Source organism: Longimicrobium sp. (genome assembly GCA_036389795.1).
In the GTDB taxonomy this organism is placed as follows: Bacteria; Gemmatimonadota; Gemmatimonadetes; order Longimicrobiales; family Longimicrobiaceae; genus Longimicrobium.
Genome location: DASVWD010000263.1, coordinates 1 through 15,355 on the forward strand (window position 1 = coordinate 1; position 15,355 = coordinate 15,355).

14 protein-coding genes are annotated in these 15,355 nt (G+C 73.5%); 11 read left to right on the plus strand and 3 right to left on the minus strand.

Annotated features, from left to right (window positions below; translation table 11 throughout):
- From VF746_30155 to VF746_30175, 5 genes are all read left to right on the plus strand, one after another.
- On the plus strand, positions 1-1,467 hold a 1,467-nt coding region (locus VF746_30155; GenBank protein ID HEX8696720.1), incomplete at its 5' end, for a DUF4157 domain-containing protein.
- A complete protein-coding gene (locus VF746_30160; GenBank protein HEX8696721.1) occupies positions 1,464-1,964 on the plus strand; it encodes a HEAT repeat domain-containing protein in 501 nt (166 codons plus the stop codon). The genes VF746_30155 and VF746_30160, both read left to right, overlap by 4 nt.
- A gap of 10 nt (positions 1,965-1,974) precedes the next feature.
- Complete coding sequence (locus tag VF746_30165; protein ID HEX8696722.1) at positions 1,975-4,203, plus strand: DUF4157 domain-containing protein; 2,229 nt, start codon at positions 1,975-1,977, stop codon at positions 4,201-4,203.
- 973 nt (positions 4,204-5,176) lie between these two features.
- Positions 5,177-7,180 (plus strand): PAS domain S-box protein, encoded by a 2,004-nt coding sequence (locus tag VF746_30170; protein ID HEX8696723.1) that lies wholly within the window; start codon positions 5,177-5,179, stop codon positions 7,178-7,180.
- Positions 7,177-7,992: a LytTR family DNA-binding domain-containing protein gene (locus tag VF746_30175; protein HEX8696724.1), complete on the plus strand. Its 816-nt coding sequence runs from the start codon at positions 7,177-7,179 to the stop codon at positions 7,990-7,992. Before VF746_30170 ends, VF746_30175 begins: the two co-directional genes overlap by 4 nt.
- Before the next feature lie 180 nt (positions 7,993-8,172).
- On the opposite strand, the gene lpdA is transcribed toward VF746_30175, so the two are convergent.
- From lpdA to VF746_30190, 3 genes are all read right to left on the minus strand, one after another.
- Positions 8,173-9,624, minus strand: a complete 1,452-nt coding sequence (gene lpdA / locus VF746_30180; GenBank protein ID HEX8696725.1) for a dihydrolipoyl dehydrogenase — start codon at positions 9,622-9,624, stop codon at positions 8,173-8,175.
- A 66-nt stretch (positions 9,625-9,690) separates the two neighbouring features.
- Positions 9,691-10,284 carry a TetR/AcrR family transcriptional regulator gene (locus VF746_30185; GenBank protein ID HEX8696726.1) on the minus strand — a complete coding sequence of 198 codons (594 nt, stop codon included), beginning with the start codon at positions 10,282-10,284 and terminating at the stop codon, positions 9,691-9,693.
- Between the two features lie 80 nt (positions 10,285-10,364).
- A complete protein-coding gene (locus VF746_30190; GenBank protein HEX8696727.1) occupies positions 10,365-10,544 on the minus strand; it encodes a hypothetical protein in 180 nt (59 codons plus the stop codon).
- 266 nt (positions 10,545-10,810) lie between these two features.
- On the opposite strand from VF746_30190, the gene VF746_30195 reads away from it, so the two are divergent.
- From VF746_30195 to VF746_30220, 6 genes are all read left to right on the plus strand, one after another.
- Positions 10,811-11,425, plus strand: a complete 615-nt coding sequence (locus VF746_30195) for a hypothetical protein (protein ID HEX8696728.1) — start codon at positions 10,811-10,813, stop codon at positions 11,423-11,425.
- Positions 11,422-11,916 (plus strand): GNAT family N-acetyltransferase, encoded by a 495-nt coding sequence (locus VF746_30200; protein HEX8696729.1) that lies wholly within the window; start codon positions 11,422-11,424, stop codon positions 11,914-11,916. Before VF746_30195 ends, VF746_30200 begins: the two co-directional genes overlap by 4 nt.
- A gap of 286 nt (positions 11,917-12,202) precedes the next feature.
- Positions 12,203-13,435 carry a sodium/glutamate symporter gene (gltS, locus tag VF746_30205; GenBank protein HEX8696730.1) on the plus strand — a complete coding sequence of 411 codons (1,233 nt, stop codon included), beginning with the start codon at positions 12,203-12,205 and terminating at the stop codon, positions 13,433-13,435.
- Between the two features lie 17 nt (positions 13,436-13,452).
- On the plus strand, positions 13,453-14,022 hold the full coding sequence (locus tag VF746_30210) for a hypothetical protein (GenBank protein ID HEX8696731.1): 570 nt from the start codon (positions 13,453-13,455) through the stop codon (positions 14,020-14,022).
- A gap of 198 nt (positions 14,023-14,220) precedes the next feature.
- Entirely contained in the window at positions 14,221-14,685 is a 465-nt protein-coding gene (locus tag VF746_30215; GenBank protein ID HEX8696732.1) for a DoxX family protein, read from the plus strand.
- A 96-nt stretch (positions 14,686-14,781) separates the two neighbouring features.
- The gene (locus VF746_30220) at positions 14,782-15,141 is read left to right on the plus strand and encodes a YciI family protein (protein HEX8696733.1); all 360 of its coding nucleotides are present in this window, start codon (positions 14,782-14,784) and stop codon (positions 15,139-15,141) included.
- Positions 15,142-15,355 lie beyond the last annotated feature (214 nt).

A 15,355-nucleotide genomic window follows, 5' to 3' on the forward strand; every position in this document is an offset into this window, starting at 1 on the left:
CACACCGACGAGCGCGCCGCGCGGCTCTCCCGCGAGCTGGGGGCCCGCGCCTTCACCGTGGGGCGCGACGTGGCGTTCGGCGCGGGCGAGTACCGCCCCGGCACCCTCGCGGGCGACCTGCTGATCGCGCACGAGCTGGCGCACACCGTCCAGCAGTCCGGCGGCGGCCTCTCCCCCGCCGCGGGCGAGTCGCGCGAGCTGGAGGCCGAGGCCGACGCCGCGGCCGCCGGGGCGCTGGGGCTGGTGGACGCACGCCCCTGGCCGGTGCGCCGCGCCGGGCTCTCGCTCCAGCGCTGCGACGGCGACAAGAAGCCGGCTGCCCCCACGGCGTCCCCCTCGCCCGCGGCACCCGCCCCCGCGCCGCCGCCGCCCGCGCCGGACAAGATCTTCGAGGAGCCCGCCGCCGCCACCGCGGCCGGGGCGCCCGCCGCGCTCCAGGCGTACGCCGCGATGAGCCCCGGCGACCGGAAGAAGGCGTTCCAGCACTCCTACGGGACGGGCAAGCTCAAGCCGGTCCTCGACGCCCTCGGTCCGGCGAAGGCGTCGGCGTCGTTCCCGGCCGAGCTGCGCGAGCTCCTCGGCTGGATCGCCGAGGCGGACGGCAAGCGGGACTGGGTCGCGCAGTACCTCGGCGGAGTCGAGCGCGAGACGGCACTGGCCGAGTCGGGGAAGACCCTCGACGAGATGGCCGCCACCCAGGCCGCCCGCGAGAAGTCGCGCTCCACGCCGCCGCCCGGGTGGGGCGGCAACACTCCGCGCTGGAAAGGCCTGGTCAAGTCCGAGAGGAAGGCCTGGACGGACCGGGCGAACGCCGCGAAGAAGAAGATGGCGGCCTACGCGCAGGCCCATCACCCGGAGCTGAACGTCACGGAGGCGACCTTCGAGTGGAAGCCGAAGGAGATCGACGAGATCTCGCTCGGGGCGATCGCCACGGAGGGCTCCCAGGCGGGGAAGACGGTCTACATCGGCTTCGAGTTCGTCGTCCTGGTGGAGACCGACGAGGCCTACGCCATGAGCACCATCGCCCACGAGCTGCTCGGGCACTCGGCCTACGACGCCCGCGGCTCGAACTTCCAGCAGGAGCTGTACGACCGCGCCCGGACGGTCGAGCCGTCGCTCCCCAAGGGAGAGGAGAGCTACCACTACTGGCCCTCGGAGATCTACTCCCTGCTCCGCGAGTACCCGTACTGGACCAAGGTCTCCGCCGCGGACGAGACGAAGAAGCTCAAGCTCCCCGGCAGCACCAGCCCCCCGCAGGACCTGAACTACGACCCGCTCGACGCGGTCAGGGGACACCTCAAGGTCATCCGCGACCGGTGGGACCCGACGCTGGTGGTCCCGGTGGTCCGCGGCTACCTCCAGCGGCTGCGGGTGGACCCTCTCATCGCCCCCGTGGCGCTGCAGGGGTTCGAGAAGGCCGTCGGCGACGTGTTCCCGGCCGCCGACGCACAGAAGATCCTGAAATGAACGGCGAAGCTCGCGACCCGGTCGACGGGTGGATCGACGCCCTGCTGATCCCGCGCGCCGGCCCCTCGTACGACGAGATCCGCGGCGAGGCGCTGGCGCAGCTCCTGGCGCGCGGCGAGGAGGCGCACGCGCGGATCGTGGAGCGCGCCGGGGCGGCCGACCCCCCGGTGCAGCTCCTGGCGGTGCTCCCCCTCTTCGGCCGGCCGGAGGGCGTCGAGGTGCTGCGCCGGGCGCTGGCGGACGGACCCGGTCCCACCACGGTGACCGCCGCGCACGCGCTGGCGCGCCACCCGGTCCCCGCCGCGCTCGACGCCCTGGTGGCCGCGCTCGGCTCGCCGCGGCCGCAGGTGGTGGCCTCCGCCGCGGCCGGCCTGGCGGAGCGCGGGGACCCGCGCTCCGCGGAGCCCCTGGAGCGCGCGCTGGACACCGCCCCGGACGAGGCGCTCCCCGCCGTGCGCCGGGCGCTGGAGCGGCTCCGCGGCGGGAGGGGCGCGTGAGGAGGGCGGCGTGCGCGCGGCGCTGACGGCCCGCGACCCGGCGCGTCCGGGTGAGGGGGAGCGCCCGGGCGCGCGGGACGCGGCCGCGCCCGGGGCCGCCGCGCTGCGGCTGGCCACGCACCTCCCGGGCGACCTCGCCGCCGAGCGCGAGGCCGGCGCGGCCGCCGGGGCGGTGGCGCGCGGAGGGATCGCGGGCGCGCTCGCCCCGGCGGGCGGGCCCCGCGTGCAGCGCAAGTGCGCCTGCGGCGGCGGGGGCGCCGTCCCGTGCACCTGCGAGGAGGAAGAGGAGGGCGCGCCCGGGGCCGTGCAGCGGATGCCGCTCCCCGGCGACGCCGCGGCGGGGGCGTCCCCGTACGGCGTGCTGGTGGACGACTCCGCCGCGCCCGGGCCGGGGCAGGTGCGCCTGGGCGAGTTCCTGGACCGGCTGGAGGGGCGCCTCGCCTTCGTCTGCGACCTGGAGCTGGCCGCCGCGGGCCGCTCCACGCGGGACTGCCCCTACCTGGAGGCGTGGCTCGCCTACTACCGGGCCCGCTCCGCCGCGCACGTCGAGCGGGCGATCCAGCGCTACACCGGCGCCGCGGGCGGCGACGCCGACGCGCTCCTGGAGGCGGTGGTCTCCGAGGGGCGCTGGGCGGCCGCGCGCTGGGCGCTCACCGGCGCCGTCCCCGAGCTCCCCGAGGGTGTCCCCGCCGACGGGATGCCCCCCGCCTCTCCCGCCCCCGCCGTGCAGCCGAAGGCGGGCGCCGGGACCTCGGGCCCGGGTCCGGCCGACCCCGGCGCGGTGCGGGCGCGTCTGGGCCCCGGGCGCCCGCTGGAGGGCGGGGTGCGGGCGCGGATGGAGAGCGGCTTCGGCGCGAGCTTCGCCGGGGTGCGCGTGCACGCCGACGCCCGCGCCGCGCGCGCCGCCCGGGACCTGGGCGCCCGCGCCTTCACCGTCGGCCGCGACGTGGCGTTCGGGGCGGGGGAGTACCGCCCGGGGACCCTCACGGGCGACCTGCTGCTCGCGCACGAGCTGGCCCACACCGTCCAGCAGTCCGGCGGCGGCCTCGGCCCCGCGGCCGGCGTCTCGCGCGAGCTGGAGGCCGAGGCCGACGCCGCGGCGGCCGGCGCGCTGGGGTTCGGGGCGATGCCGTCGTTCGCCCGCCGCTTCGGCCTCTCGCTGCAGCGCTGCCCGGGCGGCGACGAGAAGAAGGAAGAGACCCCCACCACGCCCCCGGTCCAGGCGTCGGAGAAGGGGGGCGCGCCTCCCGACGCCGCGAAGCCCGATGCCGGGCCGCCGAAGCCGCCCCAGAACCCGCCGCTTCCCGACGCGCCCTCCGCGGCGTGCGGCTCCTCCGTCAAACCGGCCGATCTGGTTACCGAGCACCGGGTAGAGCCCGCCTCCGGCCTCATCGAGAAGCCGGGCGACAAGGTGAAGGTCATCGTCACCTTCGCCTGCAAGCTCCACAAGAGCGGCGGGGGCAAGTCGTGGTTCAAGGACGCCGGGGGACGCTTCCGCCCCAAGGACTTCACCGTCAGCCCCACCCAGATGATGACCTCCTCCGGGGGGCGCATGGAGCGGGAGTTCGACGGGAAGAAGCCCTTCACCGACGTCGGCAGCTACGTGATCGACGGCGACTACACGCACGAGATCGACGCGGTGAAGTACGGCATCGCGGGAGGGAAGGACCTGACCGCGAGCACGTCCGACAGCGCGAAGATGATCTCGCCCACCATCCACGTGAAGACGCGCGCCTACAAGGGGCCGGGCCCGAAGCACCACCACTACACCAAGGAGAACGTAGACCTGCTGGCCAAGATCATCTACTCCGAGATCGGCATCGGCAACGACACCGAGCAGGAGGCGATCGCCTGGGCCGTCCGCAACCAGATGATCGCCGCCGGCACCGGCACCGTCGCCGGCGCGCTGGCCGCCTTCCCCGCCTCCACCCGGCAGGAGGCCACGGACAAGACCCGCGAGATCGCCGACCGCATCCTGCAGCTGGACATGTCGGCCGACACCACGCAGGGCGCCATCCGCTGGTTCTCGCCGTACGCCATGCCCAGCCCCGAAAACGCGAAGAAGAAGTGCAAGGCGCCCAAGGGGAGCGGCAGCGCCGACTGCGAGGGCGGGCTGAAGACGTTCACCGACAACGACGGCGACGAGAAGCAGCGGTACACGCCCGCCTGGGCGAACACCATGACGGAGCGCAACCTCGCGGGCGTGCGCCCCTGGTTCCTGAAGTTCTACGGGGTCTGAAGCAGGGTCGTCCGGACCTGGTGAATGAACTGCGGGACTCTCATGGAGGGCGCAGAGGACACGGAGGAACGGCGTACACGAGCGAAGCTCTCCGTGTCCGCCGTGTCCTCCGTGATATGATACCGTCTTCGAGATTCGCTGTGCATTGGGAAGCTGTCATACCATTTCGCAGGGAATCGTTCGGGTATCAGCCCTGAAAAGGTCTCACACAGAGGGCACAGAGAACACAGAGGAACAGCGGAAGAGATTGCAGTTCTCTCCGTGTCCTCCGTGTCCTCTGTGTGATGCCAATCTGTTTCTCGCGAACCAGAACAATGCTCGGAAACGTGGTATCATTCCGAGTGGAGCCCGATGCGCTGATCTCGCGTTCGCCACCGAAGTCGGCCGGGCGCCCGAGGAATCTACCCGCGGCCGGCAGGAGGCCGGACCGATGCACGGAGCCAGCGTCCGGGCGGGGTGAGTAGATTCCTCGGGCGCCGCCCAGCTGAGGCGCGAAGTCCGGATCGGTGCTGCGGCGCCGCTCGGAATGACATGGTTCGCGAGAGGACCGGATTGCACACTGATTCTTGGAATCCGGTATGAGATCCCAGATCCGTTTAAGGGTGGGCCAGCGGATGTCATCCCGGGGGGAGCGGTAGCGACGCTGGGGCCCCGTTCCGCCCAGTGCCCGACGTCGAATCGAGAAACCATCAGGGCTCACGCGGAGACGCAGAGACGCAGAGAAGAGCCAGGAGCTTCTGCGTCTCTGCGCGAGGCCTCGTACTTTCGCACTTTCGCACTTTCGCACTTTCGCACTTTCGCACTCACGCACTTTACCAACCTTCCCCCCGCCCCAGGCATCGAATCCTGACGCGACACTTTTGCGTACACGGCCGCAACCTCTCGCGCGTTCTCGGGTAGCACGTGGGCTCCCGCGCCCGCACCCCGCGCGCGGGGGAAATACCGGCTCCCTCCCCCCACCCGCCGGAAGAGCATGGACCACGGCACCCCGGACCTCCGCGCGCCGGACGCCGGCGACGAGCTGTACCGCGGTCTCTTCGAGCGCATCCCCGTGGGCGTGTACCGCACCACGCCCGACGGGCGCTACCTGGACGCCAACCCTGCGCTGGTGCGCCTGACGGGGTGGCCCTCGCGCGAGGAGCTCCTCCGCACCCGCCTGGACGACATCTGGGCCGACCCCGCCGAGCGCGGCCGCTGGCAGGAGATGATGGAGCGCGACGGCGTGGTGCGCGACTTCGAGTTCCTCCACCGCCGCTACGACGGCGGCGCCGTGTGGGTGCGCGAGACCGCGCGCGCGCTGCGCGACGAGGCCGGCGACGTCGTCTGCTACGAGGGCGTGGTGGAAGACGTCACCGAGCGCCGCGCCGCCGAGGACCGCCTGCGCTTCCAGGCCCAGCTCCTGGCCGGCGTCCGCGAGTCCGTCATCGCCAACGACCTGGCGGGGAACATCACCTACTGGAACGAGGCCGCCGCCGAGATGTTCGGCTGGACGGCCGCCGAGGCGCTCGGCCGCCACATCGTCGACACCTGCCCCGCGCCGGAGGTGAGGGACGCCGCCGCCGGCATCCTGGCGCGCATCGCCGGGGGCGGGCGCTGGGCGGGCGAGTTCCTGGCCCGGCGCAGGAGCGGCGAGGTCTTCCCGATCCTCCTGAACGTCGCGCCCACCCGCGACGCCGCGGGGCGGGTGAACGGGTGCGTGGGCGTCTGCTCCGACCTCACCCGCCAGAAGCGCGAGGAAGAGGCGCAGCGCTTCCTGGCCGAGGCCGGCGCCGTGCTCGCCTCCTCGCTCGAGTACCAGGCCACCCTGGCCAGCGTGGTGCGCATGGCGGTGCCCGCGCTGGCCGACTTCTGCTTCGTGGACCTGGTGGGCGACGACGGCGCCATCCACCGCCTGGCCAGCGCCCACGTCGACCCCGGGAAGGACGAGCTCGCGCGCGAGCTGGGGCGCTGGCCGCAGTGCCCCCACGGGCCCACCGTCTCCGCCCGGGTGATCCGCGCCGGCCAGACCTGGTTCGTCCCCGAGATCGGCGAGGCCGCCCTGGAGGAGATGAGCGCCCACGCCGACCACGTGCGCATCCTGCGCGCGCTCGACCTCCTCTCCGGCATCGCCGTCCCCCTGGTGGCCCGGGGGCGCACCCTGGGCGTGCTGCGCTTCGCCACCACGCGCGCCGGCGGGCGGCGCTACGGCCCCGACGACGTGCGGCTGGCCGAGGAGCTGGCCCGCGGCGTGGCGCTCGCCGTCGACAACGCCCGCCTCTACGCCGAGGCGCAGGAGGCGCTGGAGGCGCGCGAGCAGGTGCTGCGCGTGGTCTCGCACGACCTGCGCAACCCCCTGGGCGCCGTGGTGGCCCACGCCGACATGCTGCTGGAGGAGGCCGACGCGCCCCCCGAGGTCCGCCGCGAGTGGGCGGGGACGCTGCGCGGGGCCGCCGGGCAGATGACGCGCATGATCCGCGACCTGATGGACGCCGCGCAGCTGCAGTCGGGGCGCCTCTCCATCGAGCCCGCCCCCTGCCCGGCGCGCGCGCTGGTGCTCGAGGCCGTGCAGATGCTCCGCCCCCTGGCCGCCGAGCGGGGGCAGCGGCTCGACTTCGACGCCCCCGAGGGCCTGCCCGACGTGCACGCCGACCGCGAGCGCGTCCTGCAGGTGCTCTCGAACCTGGTGGGCAACGCCGTCAAGTTCACCCCCCGCGGCGGCGAGGTGGTGGTCCGCGCGAGGCAGCTGGGGGCGCAGGTGGCGTTCTCGGTGGCCGACACCGGCCCCGGGCTCGCCGACGAGGAGCTGGAGCGGGTGTTCGAACCGTTCTGGCGGGGGCGCAGGGCCGGGCGCGACGGGCTGGGGCTGGGGCTCGCCATCGCGCGCTGGCTGGTGGAGGCGCACGGCGGGACGCTCCGCGCCGCGAACGGCGGGGAGGGCGGCGCCGTCTTCGAGTTCACCCTCCCCGTGGCGGCCGCCCGCGCCGGGAGGGCCGCGTGAGCGGGGCGGGCCCGGCGGTGCGCGTGCTGGTGGCCGACGACGACCCGTACGCGCGCGCCTCGGTGCGCGCCTTCCTCACCGCCGAGCCCGGCGTGCAGCTGGTGGGCGAGGCCGAGGACGGCGGCCAGGCGCTGGAGGCCATCGCCCGCGAAGACCCCGACGTCGTCTTCCTGGACGTCGACATGCCGGGGCTCGACGGCTTCGGCGTGCTGGAGGCGCTGGGCGGCGTGGCCAGGCTCCCGATCGTCGTCTTCTGCACCGCGCACGAGCACTACGCGCTGCGCGCCTTCGACGTGCACGCGCTGGACTACCTGGTGAAGCCGTTCGGCCGCGACCGCTTCCGCCAGGCGTTCCAGCGCGCCCGCGCGGCGGTCGAGGAGCGCGGCGAGGAGCTGCGCGGCGAGCAGGTGCAGGCGCTGCTGGAGCAGCTGCGCGAGGAGCAGAAGGGGCTGGAGCGGCTGCTCACCGGCCCCGCGTGGCTGGAGCGCGTGATGGTGAAGACGCGCGACCGGGCGCTCCTGCTGCCGGCCGACGAGATCGACTGGGTGGAGGCCGAGGGGAACTACGTGCGCCTGCACGCCGGGAAGGAGTCGTACCTGGTGCGCTGGAAGATCGGCGCGCTGGAGGAGCGGCTGGACCCGGGGAAGTTCGCCCGCGTGCACCGCTCGACGATCGTGAACCTGGACCGGGTGAAGGAGCTGCGCCCCTGGTTCGCGGGCGACTACCTGATCCTGATGAAGGACGGCACCGAGCTCAAGCTCTCGCGCGGCTACCGCTCGAAGCTGGAGGAGCGCCTGGGCTCCACCGGCTGAACCGCAGGGTACAGGGAACAGGGAACAGGGAACAGGGAACAGAGGATAGCCGGCACGAGGTCCCTTCCCCCGCGCTCGTAAAGTCCACCCTCTCCCGAAGTTGGGAGAGGGTTGCCGCTCTAAGGCGGCGGGTGAGGGCCCCCGCCGCCGCGCCGATGCCAGCCGCTACGCGCCTCGACGCTACGCCGCCACCGCCACCGGCCTCGCGCCCGCCGCCCGCGCCGCCCCCCGCCGGTTCATGATGTGCACCGCCTCGCCGAGCGCGTGCTTGAACGCCTCGGCCACGCCCTCGGAGAGCGTGGGGTGCGTGTGGATGGTGAGCGCGAAGTCTTCCGGCGCCGCCATCATCTCCAGCCCGAAGGCGGCCTCCGCGATCAGCTCGCTCGCCTCGGGCCCCACGATCCCCACCCCCAGCACCCGCTCCTCGTCGGCGACGATCTTGATGAACCCGTCCGTCTCGGCCAGCGACAGCGCGCGCCCCGAGGCCGAGAACGGGAAGCGCCCCACCGTCACCGCGCGCCCCTGCCGCCGCGCCTCCTCCTCCGACAGGCCGACCACGGCGATCTCCGGGTCGGTGAAGATCGCCGCCGGCACCGCCAGCCAGTCGCGCCGCACGTTGCGCCCGGCGATCACCTCCGCCGCCAGCTCCGCCTCGCGGAAGGCCTTGTGCGCCAGGTACGGCGCCCCCGCCACGTCGCCGATGGCGTAGACGCCGGGGACCGAGGTCCGCATCCGGTCGTCCACCGCCACGTGCCCGCGCGCGTCAAGCCTGACGCCGGCCTCCTCCAGCCCCAGCCCGCCCGTGGAAGGCTTGAAGCCGACGGAGACCAGCACCTTCTCCGCCTCGATCACCCGCGTCTCGCCCCCGCGCTCCACGGTGACGGCCGCCCTGCCGCCCCGCTCCTCCCACCCGAGCGCCTTCGCCCCGGTGAGCACCTCGCCGCCGCGCGCCTTCAGCCGCCGCTCGACCACGCGCACCAGGTCCGCGTCCGTCCCCGGCAGCAGCCCGTCCGTCAGCTCCACGACGGTGAGCCGCGTGCCGAGCCGCTGGTACATCATCCCCAGCTCCAGCCCGATCACCCCGCCGCCGACGACGAGGAGCGACTCCGGCACGCTCTGGAGACTGATCGCCTCGCGCGCGGTGAGGACGCGGCCGCCTTCGGGTTCGAACCCCGGCACCGTCGCCACGCGCGCGCCGGTGGCCACCACCACCGCGTCGCGCGCCGCGCAGCGCACCGTCTCTCCCTCGTCGTTCCTCACCTCCACCGTCTTCGCGTCGACCAGGCGCGCCGTCCCCCGCGCCAGCTCGCCGCCGTTGCTCCTGATCAGGGAGGCGACGTTGGTGGTGAGCTTCTCCACGATCCCGTCCTTCCAGACCTGCGTCGCCGCGAAGTCGATGGTCGGCTCGCCGGCGCGGATCCCCATCGTCTCCGCGTGGCGGATCTTCTCCACCAGGGCGGCCGCGGTGATCAGCGCCTTGGAGGGGATGCACCCCCAGTTCAGGCACACGCCGCCGTACGACTCCTTCTCCACGCACAGCACGCGCTTGCCGAGCTGCCCCAGGCGGATCGCCGCCGTGTAGCCCGCCGGCCCCCCGCCGATCACGATCACGTCGTAGCTCTTCGCTTCCATGCGCCCCTCCGCTGGTTTGCGACCGATCGGTCGCATGCAGGGCAAAAAAAGAGCGTCCGCGCGCCGTCAGGCGCGGACGCTCGCGTCCAGGTACCGCCGCAGGTGCTCGGCGGCGCGCCGCGCGTGTTGCGGGTCGCCGTACAGCTTGGAGAGCGCCACCGCGCCCTCCAGGGTGGAGATCATCACCGTCGCCAGCAGGTCGCAGTCGACGTCGGCGCGCAGCTGCCCGCGCGCGACGCCGCCCTCCGCGGTGCGGCGGATCAGGTCGCGCAGGCCGTCCATCGCGCGCCGGGCCCGCTCGCGTAGCACGGGGTTGCCGTCGTCGTTCTCGATCCCCGCGTTCATCACCGGGCACCCGCCGGGGACGGGCGGGTTCTCGGGGAGCTCGGCGAAGACGTCCACGATGGCGTTCAGCCGCTCGACGGCGTCCCGCTTCCCCTCCAGCGCCGCCGCGAAGCGCTTCGCCATGCAGTCGACCGCGTAGTCGAACGCCTCCAGCGCGAGCGCCTCCTTGCTCTCGAAGTGGCGGTAGATGCCGCCCTTCTGCAGCCCGGTGGCCTCCATGATGTCCGACATCGACGAGCCGGCGAACCCCTGCCGGTTGAAGAGGCTCGCCGCCTGCCGGATGATGTTCTCGCGCGTAAGCTCGCCGCTACGCATGCGCTCCCCTTGAGACCGTTCGGTCTCTAACATACGCGCGAGGACTTCCGCGGTCAAGCGGATCGTTTCAGGGGGATCCCTCACCCCGTATGGTCGGGTGGAGACGTACCGGACCGGCCGGGCTCGCCCGCGCTTCCCGGCTGGTCCGGAACGGCCGCGAGCCGGCTCCACCGGGAGTACTCGGGGGGCGGCGTGCGGAAGCGGTCGATCCACCGCTGCAGGTCGGGCATCTCGTCGAGGTTCCGCTCTTTTTCCAGCATGCGCTCCCTGTTTACGGTACTTTCAGGACAATTGGCGATCCGGGGACCACTCATAGGTAACGACCGGGGTGGGCTCACCGCAAGAGTCGCGGCTTCGCCCGGGACAGCCTCCGGCGCACGCAGGCGTCGTGCCCCGCTACTGGTGCAACTCGTGTGGCCGGACCAGATTGACGGGGGCAGATGAAACCATCGGGACCCGCCGCCGTAACCAGCGCCTGCCTGGCGCTGGTCCCTTCCGCTTCGATCCCGTCCCGAACCGAAGTCTCATGACCGCTATCTCCTCGCCGGCCGAAGCCGCTCTCACGGAGCCGGAGACCCCTCCGGCCGGCCTGCGCGCGCTCGCCCGGATGGGACGCTCGGGGTGGGGCGCATTCGCGCTGATCTGCGGGTCCGGGGCGGTGCTCGGGACCGCGCTCGGGGCGGGCGTGTTCGGCTCCCCGCTCATGCCCGGGCTGCTGGCGGCCGTGATGCTCGTCTCCGGCGGCCGGGCGCTCCTGCGCTGGCTCCGCGCCGGCGAGGCGCGCACGGACATCCGCGCACGCACGGCCGGACTGCTCGAGAAGTTCGGCGGTGGCCCCTACGGAAGCGTCGCGCTCGCCACCTGGCTCTGGCTGGAGGTCGGCTCGCTCAGGGGCGACTGGCTGGCCGCGCGCGGCCTGTGGGACTTCCTGGAGCAGCTCTCGCTGCAGTGGTTCTTCGGGTTCGGCGCCGAGTCCCTCCTGAACGCCGTGTGGGCCTTCTTCTGGTGGCTGTACTGGCCCAACCACGTGGGCTTCCTCTTCACCTTCCTCGCCGCCGCCCTCGCCTGGGGCCTGCACGCGCTCGCGGGCCGCTGGCCGGCGCCCGGCCGCGCGCCCGCCGAGCCCGGCCTCGCCGGATGATCCCCGTCGTCCGCGCGCTGCTGCCGCCGCCCTGGCCGGAGATCGAGCCCCTCATCCGCGAGAGCGAGCGTGAGGGGTTTCGCTTCCTGGCGCGCCTGCGGCGGGAGTTCGAGGCGGGGAGCACGCGCTTCGACCGCGCGGGCGAGGTGCTGCTCGGCGTGGAGCGGGGCGCGGACCTCGTCGCCGTCGGCGGCCTGACGCTCGACCCGTACGAGGCGGAGCCGCGCGTCGGCCGCCTGCGCCACCTCTACGTTCTCCCGTCCCACCGCCGCCGCGGCGCGGGCCGCCTGCTGGTGGCCGCGCTGGTCGAGGCCGCGCGCCCCCACTTCGACACGCTCACGCTGCGGACGGACACGGAAGCCGCGGCGCGCTTCTACCAGGCGCTCGGCTTCGCGCCGGCGGCCGGGTCGGAGCACCACACGCACCGGCTGGCGCTGCGGCCTGCATCGCCCCCGTCGACGTCTGATCGATCGCGATCGGGTGATCCGTAGGGGCGAGGCCTGCCTAAGGCATGCCTCGACCGGCGGATGTCGGTAGGCCCGTGTGCGGCAGGCGGCTCTCGCGCCGATGCCGCCCGTGCCCGGACTCGCATGCTCGCCCCCACGAAACACATCGTGCCGGAGAGGTCCAGCGTTCCGGGCCTGCGCCGGCTCGCGCTGCGGCGGCGGGAGCCGTAGGTTCGACACGGCCCGCCGACGACGCCGGCGATCCGCCGCGTCGGAAAGCCTTCCCTTCACGCGTTCTTCCCCGACGATCCCCCGGACACCGGAGAGACACGTGCTGAAACTGGACCTGATCCACACCCTGGCCTTCGCGGGGATCGTCCTCTTCCTGGGCTACGGCATCCGCCGCATGATCCCGCCGCTGGCGCGCGTGAACGTGCCGGCGCCGGTGATCGGCGGGCTGCTGGCGGCCGTGGTCATCACGGCGGCCCGCGCGCGGGGCGCGGAGCTGGTGAGCTTCGACACCACGCTGCAGAGCCCGCTGATGATCGCCTTCTTCACCACCATCGGCTTCGGGGCCAGCCTGTCGCTGCTCCGCAGCGGCGGCCCGCAGGTGCTGGCCTTCTTCGCCATCGCCACGGTGTTCGCGGTGGCGCAGAACGTGGTGGGCGCGCTGGTGGCGCTGCCGCTGGGGATGCACCCGCTCTTCGGGGTGCTGGCCGGGTCGGTGACGCTCACCGGCGGGCCGGCCACGGGGCTCGCCTTCGCGCCGCTCTTCGAAGAGGCGGGGGTGCCGGCGGCGGCGTCGGTGGCGGTGGCCGCGGCCATGGTGGGGATCGTCTCGGGCGGGCTGATCGGCGGCCCGATCGGCACCTGGATCATCGAGAAGCACCGGCTGGGCACCGCGCGGGCCCGCCGCGCGTTCGTGGACATGCCCACGGCCGAGGAGATCGTCGAGGCGCGCATGCCCGAGGAGCCCACCGTGGTCCCCGAGGGCGAGGACAAGGAGAGCTACGTCCTGCTGAAGAACGTGGTGGCGATCCTCTTCGCCATGTGGGTGGGCTCGTGGGTGAGCCGCGGCTTCACCGAGCTGGGGATCACGCTGCCGGCGTACATCGGCGCCATGCTGGTGGCCGCCGGCATCCGCAACTTCGACGAGGCCACGCGCTGGATCGGCCTGTCGCAGCGCACCATCGACGACGTGGGCGGGGTGGCGCTCTCGCTGTTCATCACCATGGCGCTGATGACGCTGAAGCTGTGGGAGCTGGCGAACCTGGCGCTGCCGCTGCTGGTCGTCCTCGCCGCGCAGGTGGCGCTCATCGCCGCCGTCTGCCTCTTCCTGATCCACCGCCTGATGGGGCGCGACTACGACTCGGCGGTGATGAGCTCGGGGTTCTGCGGCTTCATGCTGGGGACCACGGCCAACGCCATGGCCAACATGGAGGCGCTGGTGGAGAAGTACGGCCCCGCGCCGCGCGCCTTCCTGGTGGTGCCGATGGTGGGCGCGTTCTTCATCGACTTCACCAACGCGCTCATCATCACCGCCTTCGTGAACTTCATGCGGTAGGTAGAGGGAGGACGCCGATGCACCGCCGTCTCCGCCGCCGGCTTGCCGCCTTCGCCGCCGCGTCCCTGGCGGCGGGCGCGTGCTCCGGCCCCGCCGCCGCCCCGCCCGGCGCCGAAGCCGAGGTCTACGCGGCGGTGCTGGACGCCGTCTACGCGCCCGGCGGCCGGCTGGTGGTGGTGCGCGAGACCCGCCCGGTGTTCCGCGCCGAAGGTCCGGAGGGGGCGGGTCTGCTGGACGTCCACCGGAAGCACCTCTCCGGTCTCCGCCCTGCCATGGAGCGGGACTTCCTCCGCCACGTGCGGACGGCGCGGCCGCTCCCCGCGGCGCTGTCCGGGGAGCGGCCGGTCGCATGGATGTCCGGGACCGAGTTCGGCGCCTTCCCCGGCTGGTGGCTCAGGTGGAGGCTCGGGAGCAGCGGCGGTGCGGCCGTCTTCTCGGCGATCGGCTTCGACGCCGACAGCACCCAGGCGCTGCTCTATCACTCCCACGCCTGTCCCGGGACGTGCGGGTACGGCGGGCTCGTGCTGGCCGAGCGGCGCGGCGGGCGCTGGGTGGTGGTGGGCCGCTCGATCGACGTGATTTCCTGAGCCGGGCTCCCGCCCGCGCTCCACCACGCCGCCGGATCGCCGGGAACGAACGCCAGGGCCGGGGAGGGAGACCTCCCCGGCCTTCGTGCGCACCCTGGCGCCGTGTCGATTCCCGCCGTCCCCGTTCGTCGCATGGGTGAAAGACCCGCCGCGGCCGTGCGGCCGGGACGTTCGCCAACCTCGACAGGAGACAGGGTCATGCGCGCCACGACGATCAGCGCCGGAAGCGGGTCCGCGGTGGAGATCCCCCTCGCGCCGCCCGCCCGGGCGGCGGCCGCGGGGGCAGGGCGCCGGGTGGGGCAGGGGCTGAGCGCCCTGGCCGTGCTCTTCCTGGCGTTCGACGCCGCCATCAAGCTGGCCCAGGCCGCCCCCGTGGCGGAGGCGTTCGCGGACCTGGGGATGCCGTTCGAGCTCGCCGTGGGCATCGGCGTCCTCCAGCTCGCGTGCATCGTGCTGTACCTGGTCCCCGCCACCTCGGCGCTCGGCGCGGTCCTGCTCACGGGCTTCCTGGGCGGCGCCGTGGTGCTGCACGTGCGCGTGGGCGACCCGCTCTTCAGCCACGTGCTCTTCCCCACCTACGTGGGCGCGCTGGCCTGGGCGGGGCTCCTGCTGCGCGACGGCCGCCTCCGCGACGCCCTGCTGCCGCGGCCGCGCGGCTCTTGACGCCGCCAGTGCCGCGCCGTACCTGAGGGGCGCCGGTCCGGACCGGCGCTCCCCGCGCACCTTCGCTCACCTTCTCCCGCCAGGCCTGCGAACCCGATGAGATACCTCTGCCTGATCTATCTCGACGAGGCCGAGATGGACGCGCTGCCCGCGCACGAGATGGACGCGCTCAACGCCGGGCACCTGGACTTGAACGACGAGCTGCGCCGCAGCGGGCACTTCATCGAGGCGGAGGCGCTGCAGCCCTCCCGCGAGGCGGTCCGCCTCCGCAGGGGCCAGCGGACGGCGGTCACGGACGGGCCGTTCACCGAAGCGAAGGAGCTCGTCGCCGGCTTCTACCTCCTGGAGGCGCGCGACATCGACGAGGCGGCCGAGATCGCGTCGCGCTTCCCGGGCGGGCGGCACGGCACCGTGGAGATCCGGCCGTGCCGCGAGCTCGTCGTGCCGGGACGGTAGCGCGGGGGTGGGCAGCTCCCGTCGAATACTTCTGGAGAGTGTTTCCGGACCCGAACCCAACGCTGTCATCCTGAGAGACTATTGAGGAACCGCTCCTTTGGTGTTTCAGCACGCGAAATCAATCCCAAATCCGTGGCTGATTCCCTCTGCGGAGGCTCTGTAGACCACCCAGTAGGACCTCCGAGTGCGCCAAAGTGACGTTTCTCAAAAGTCT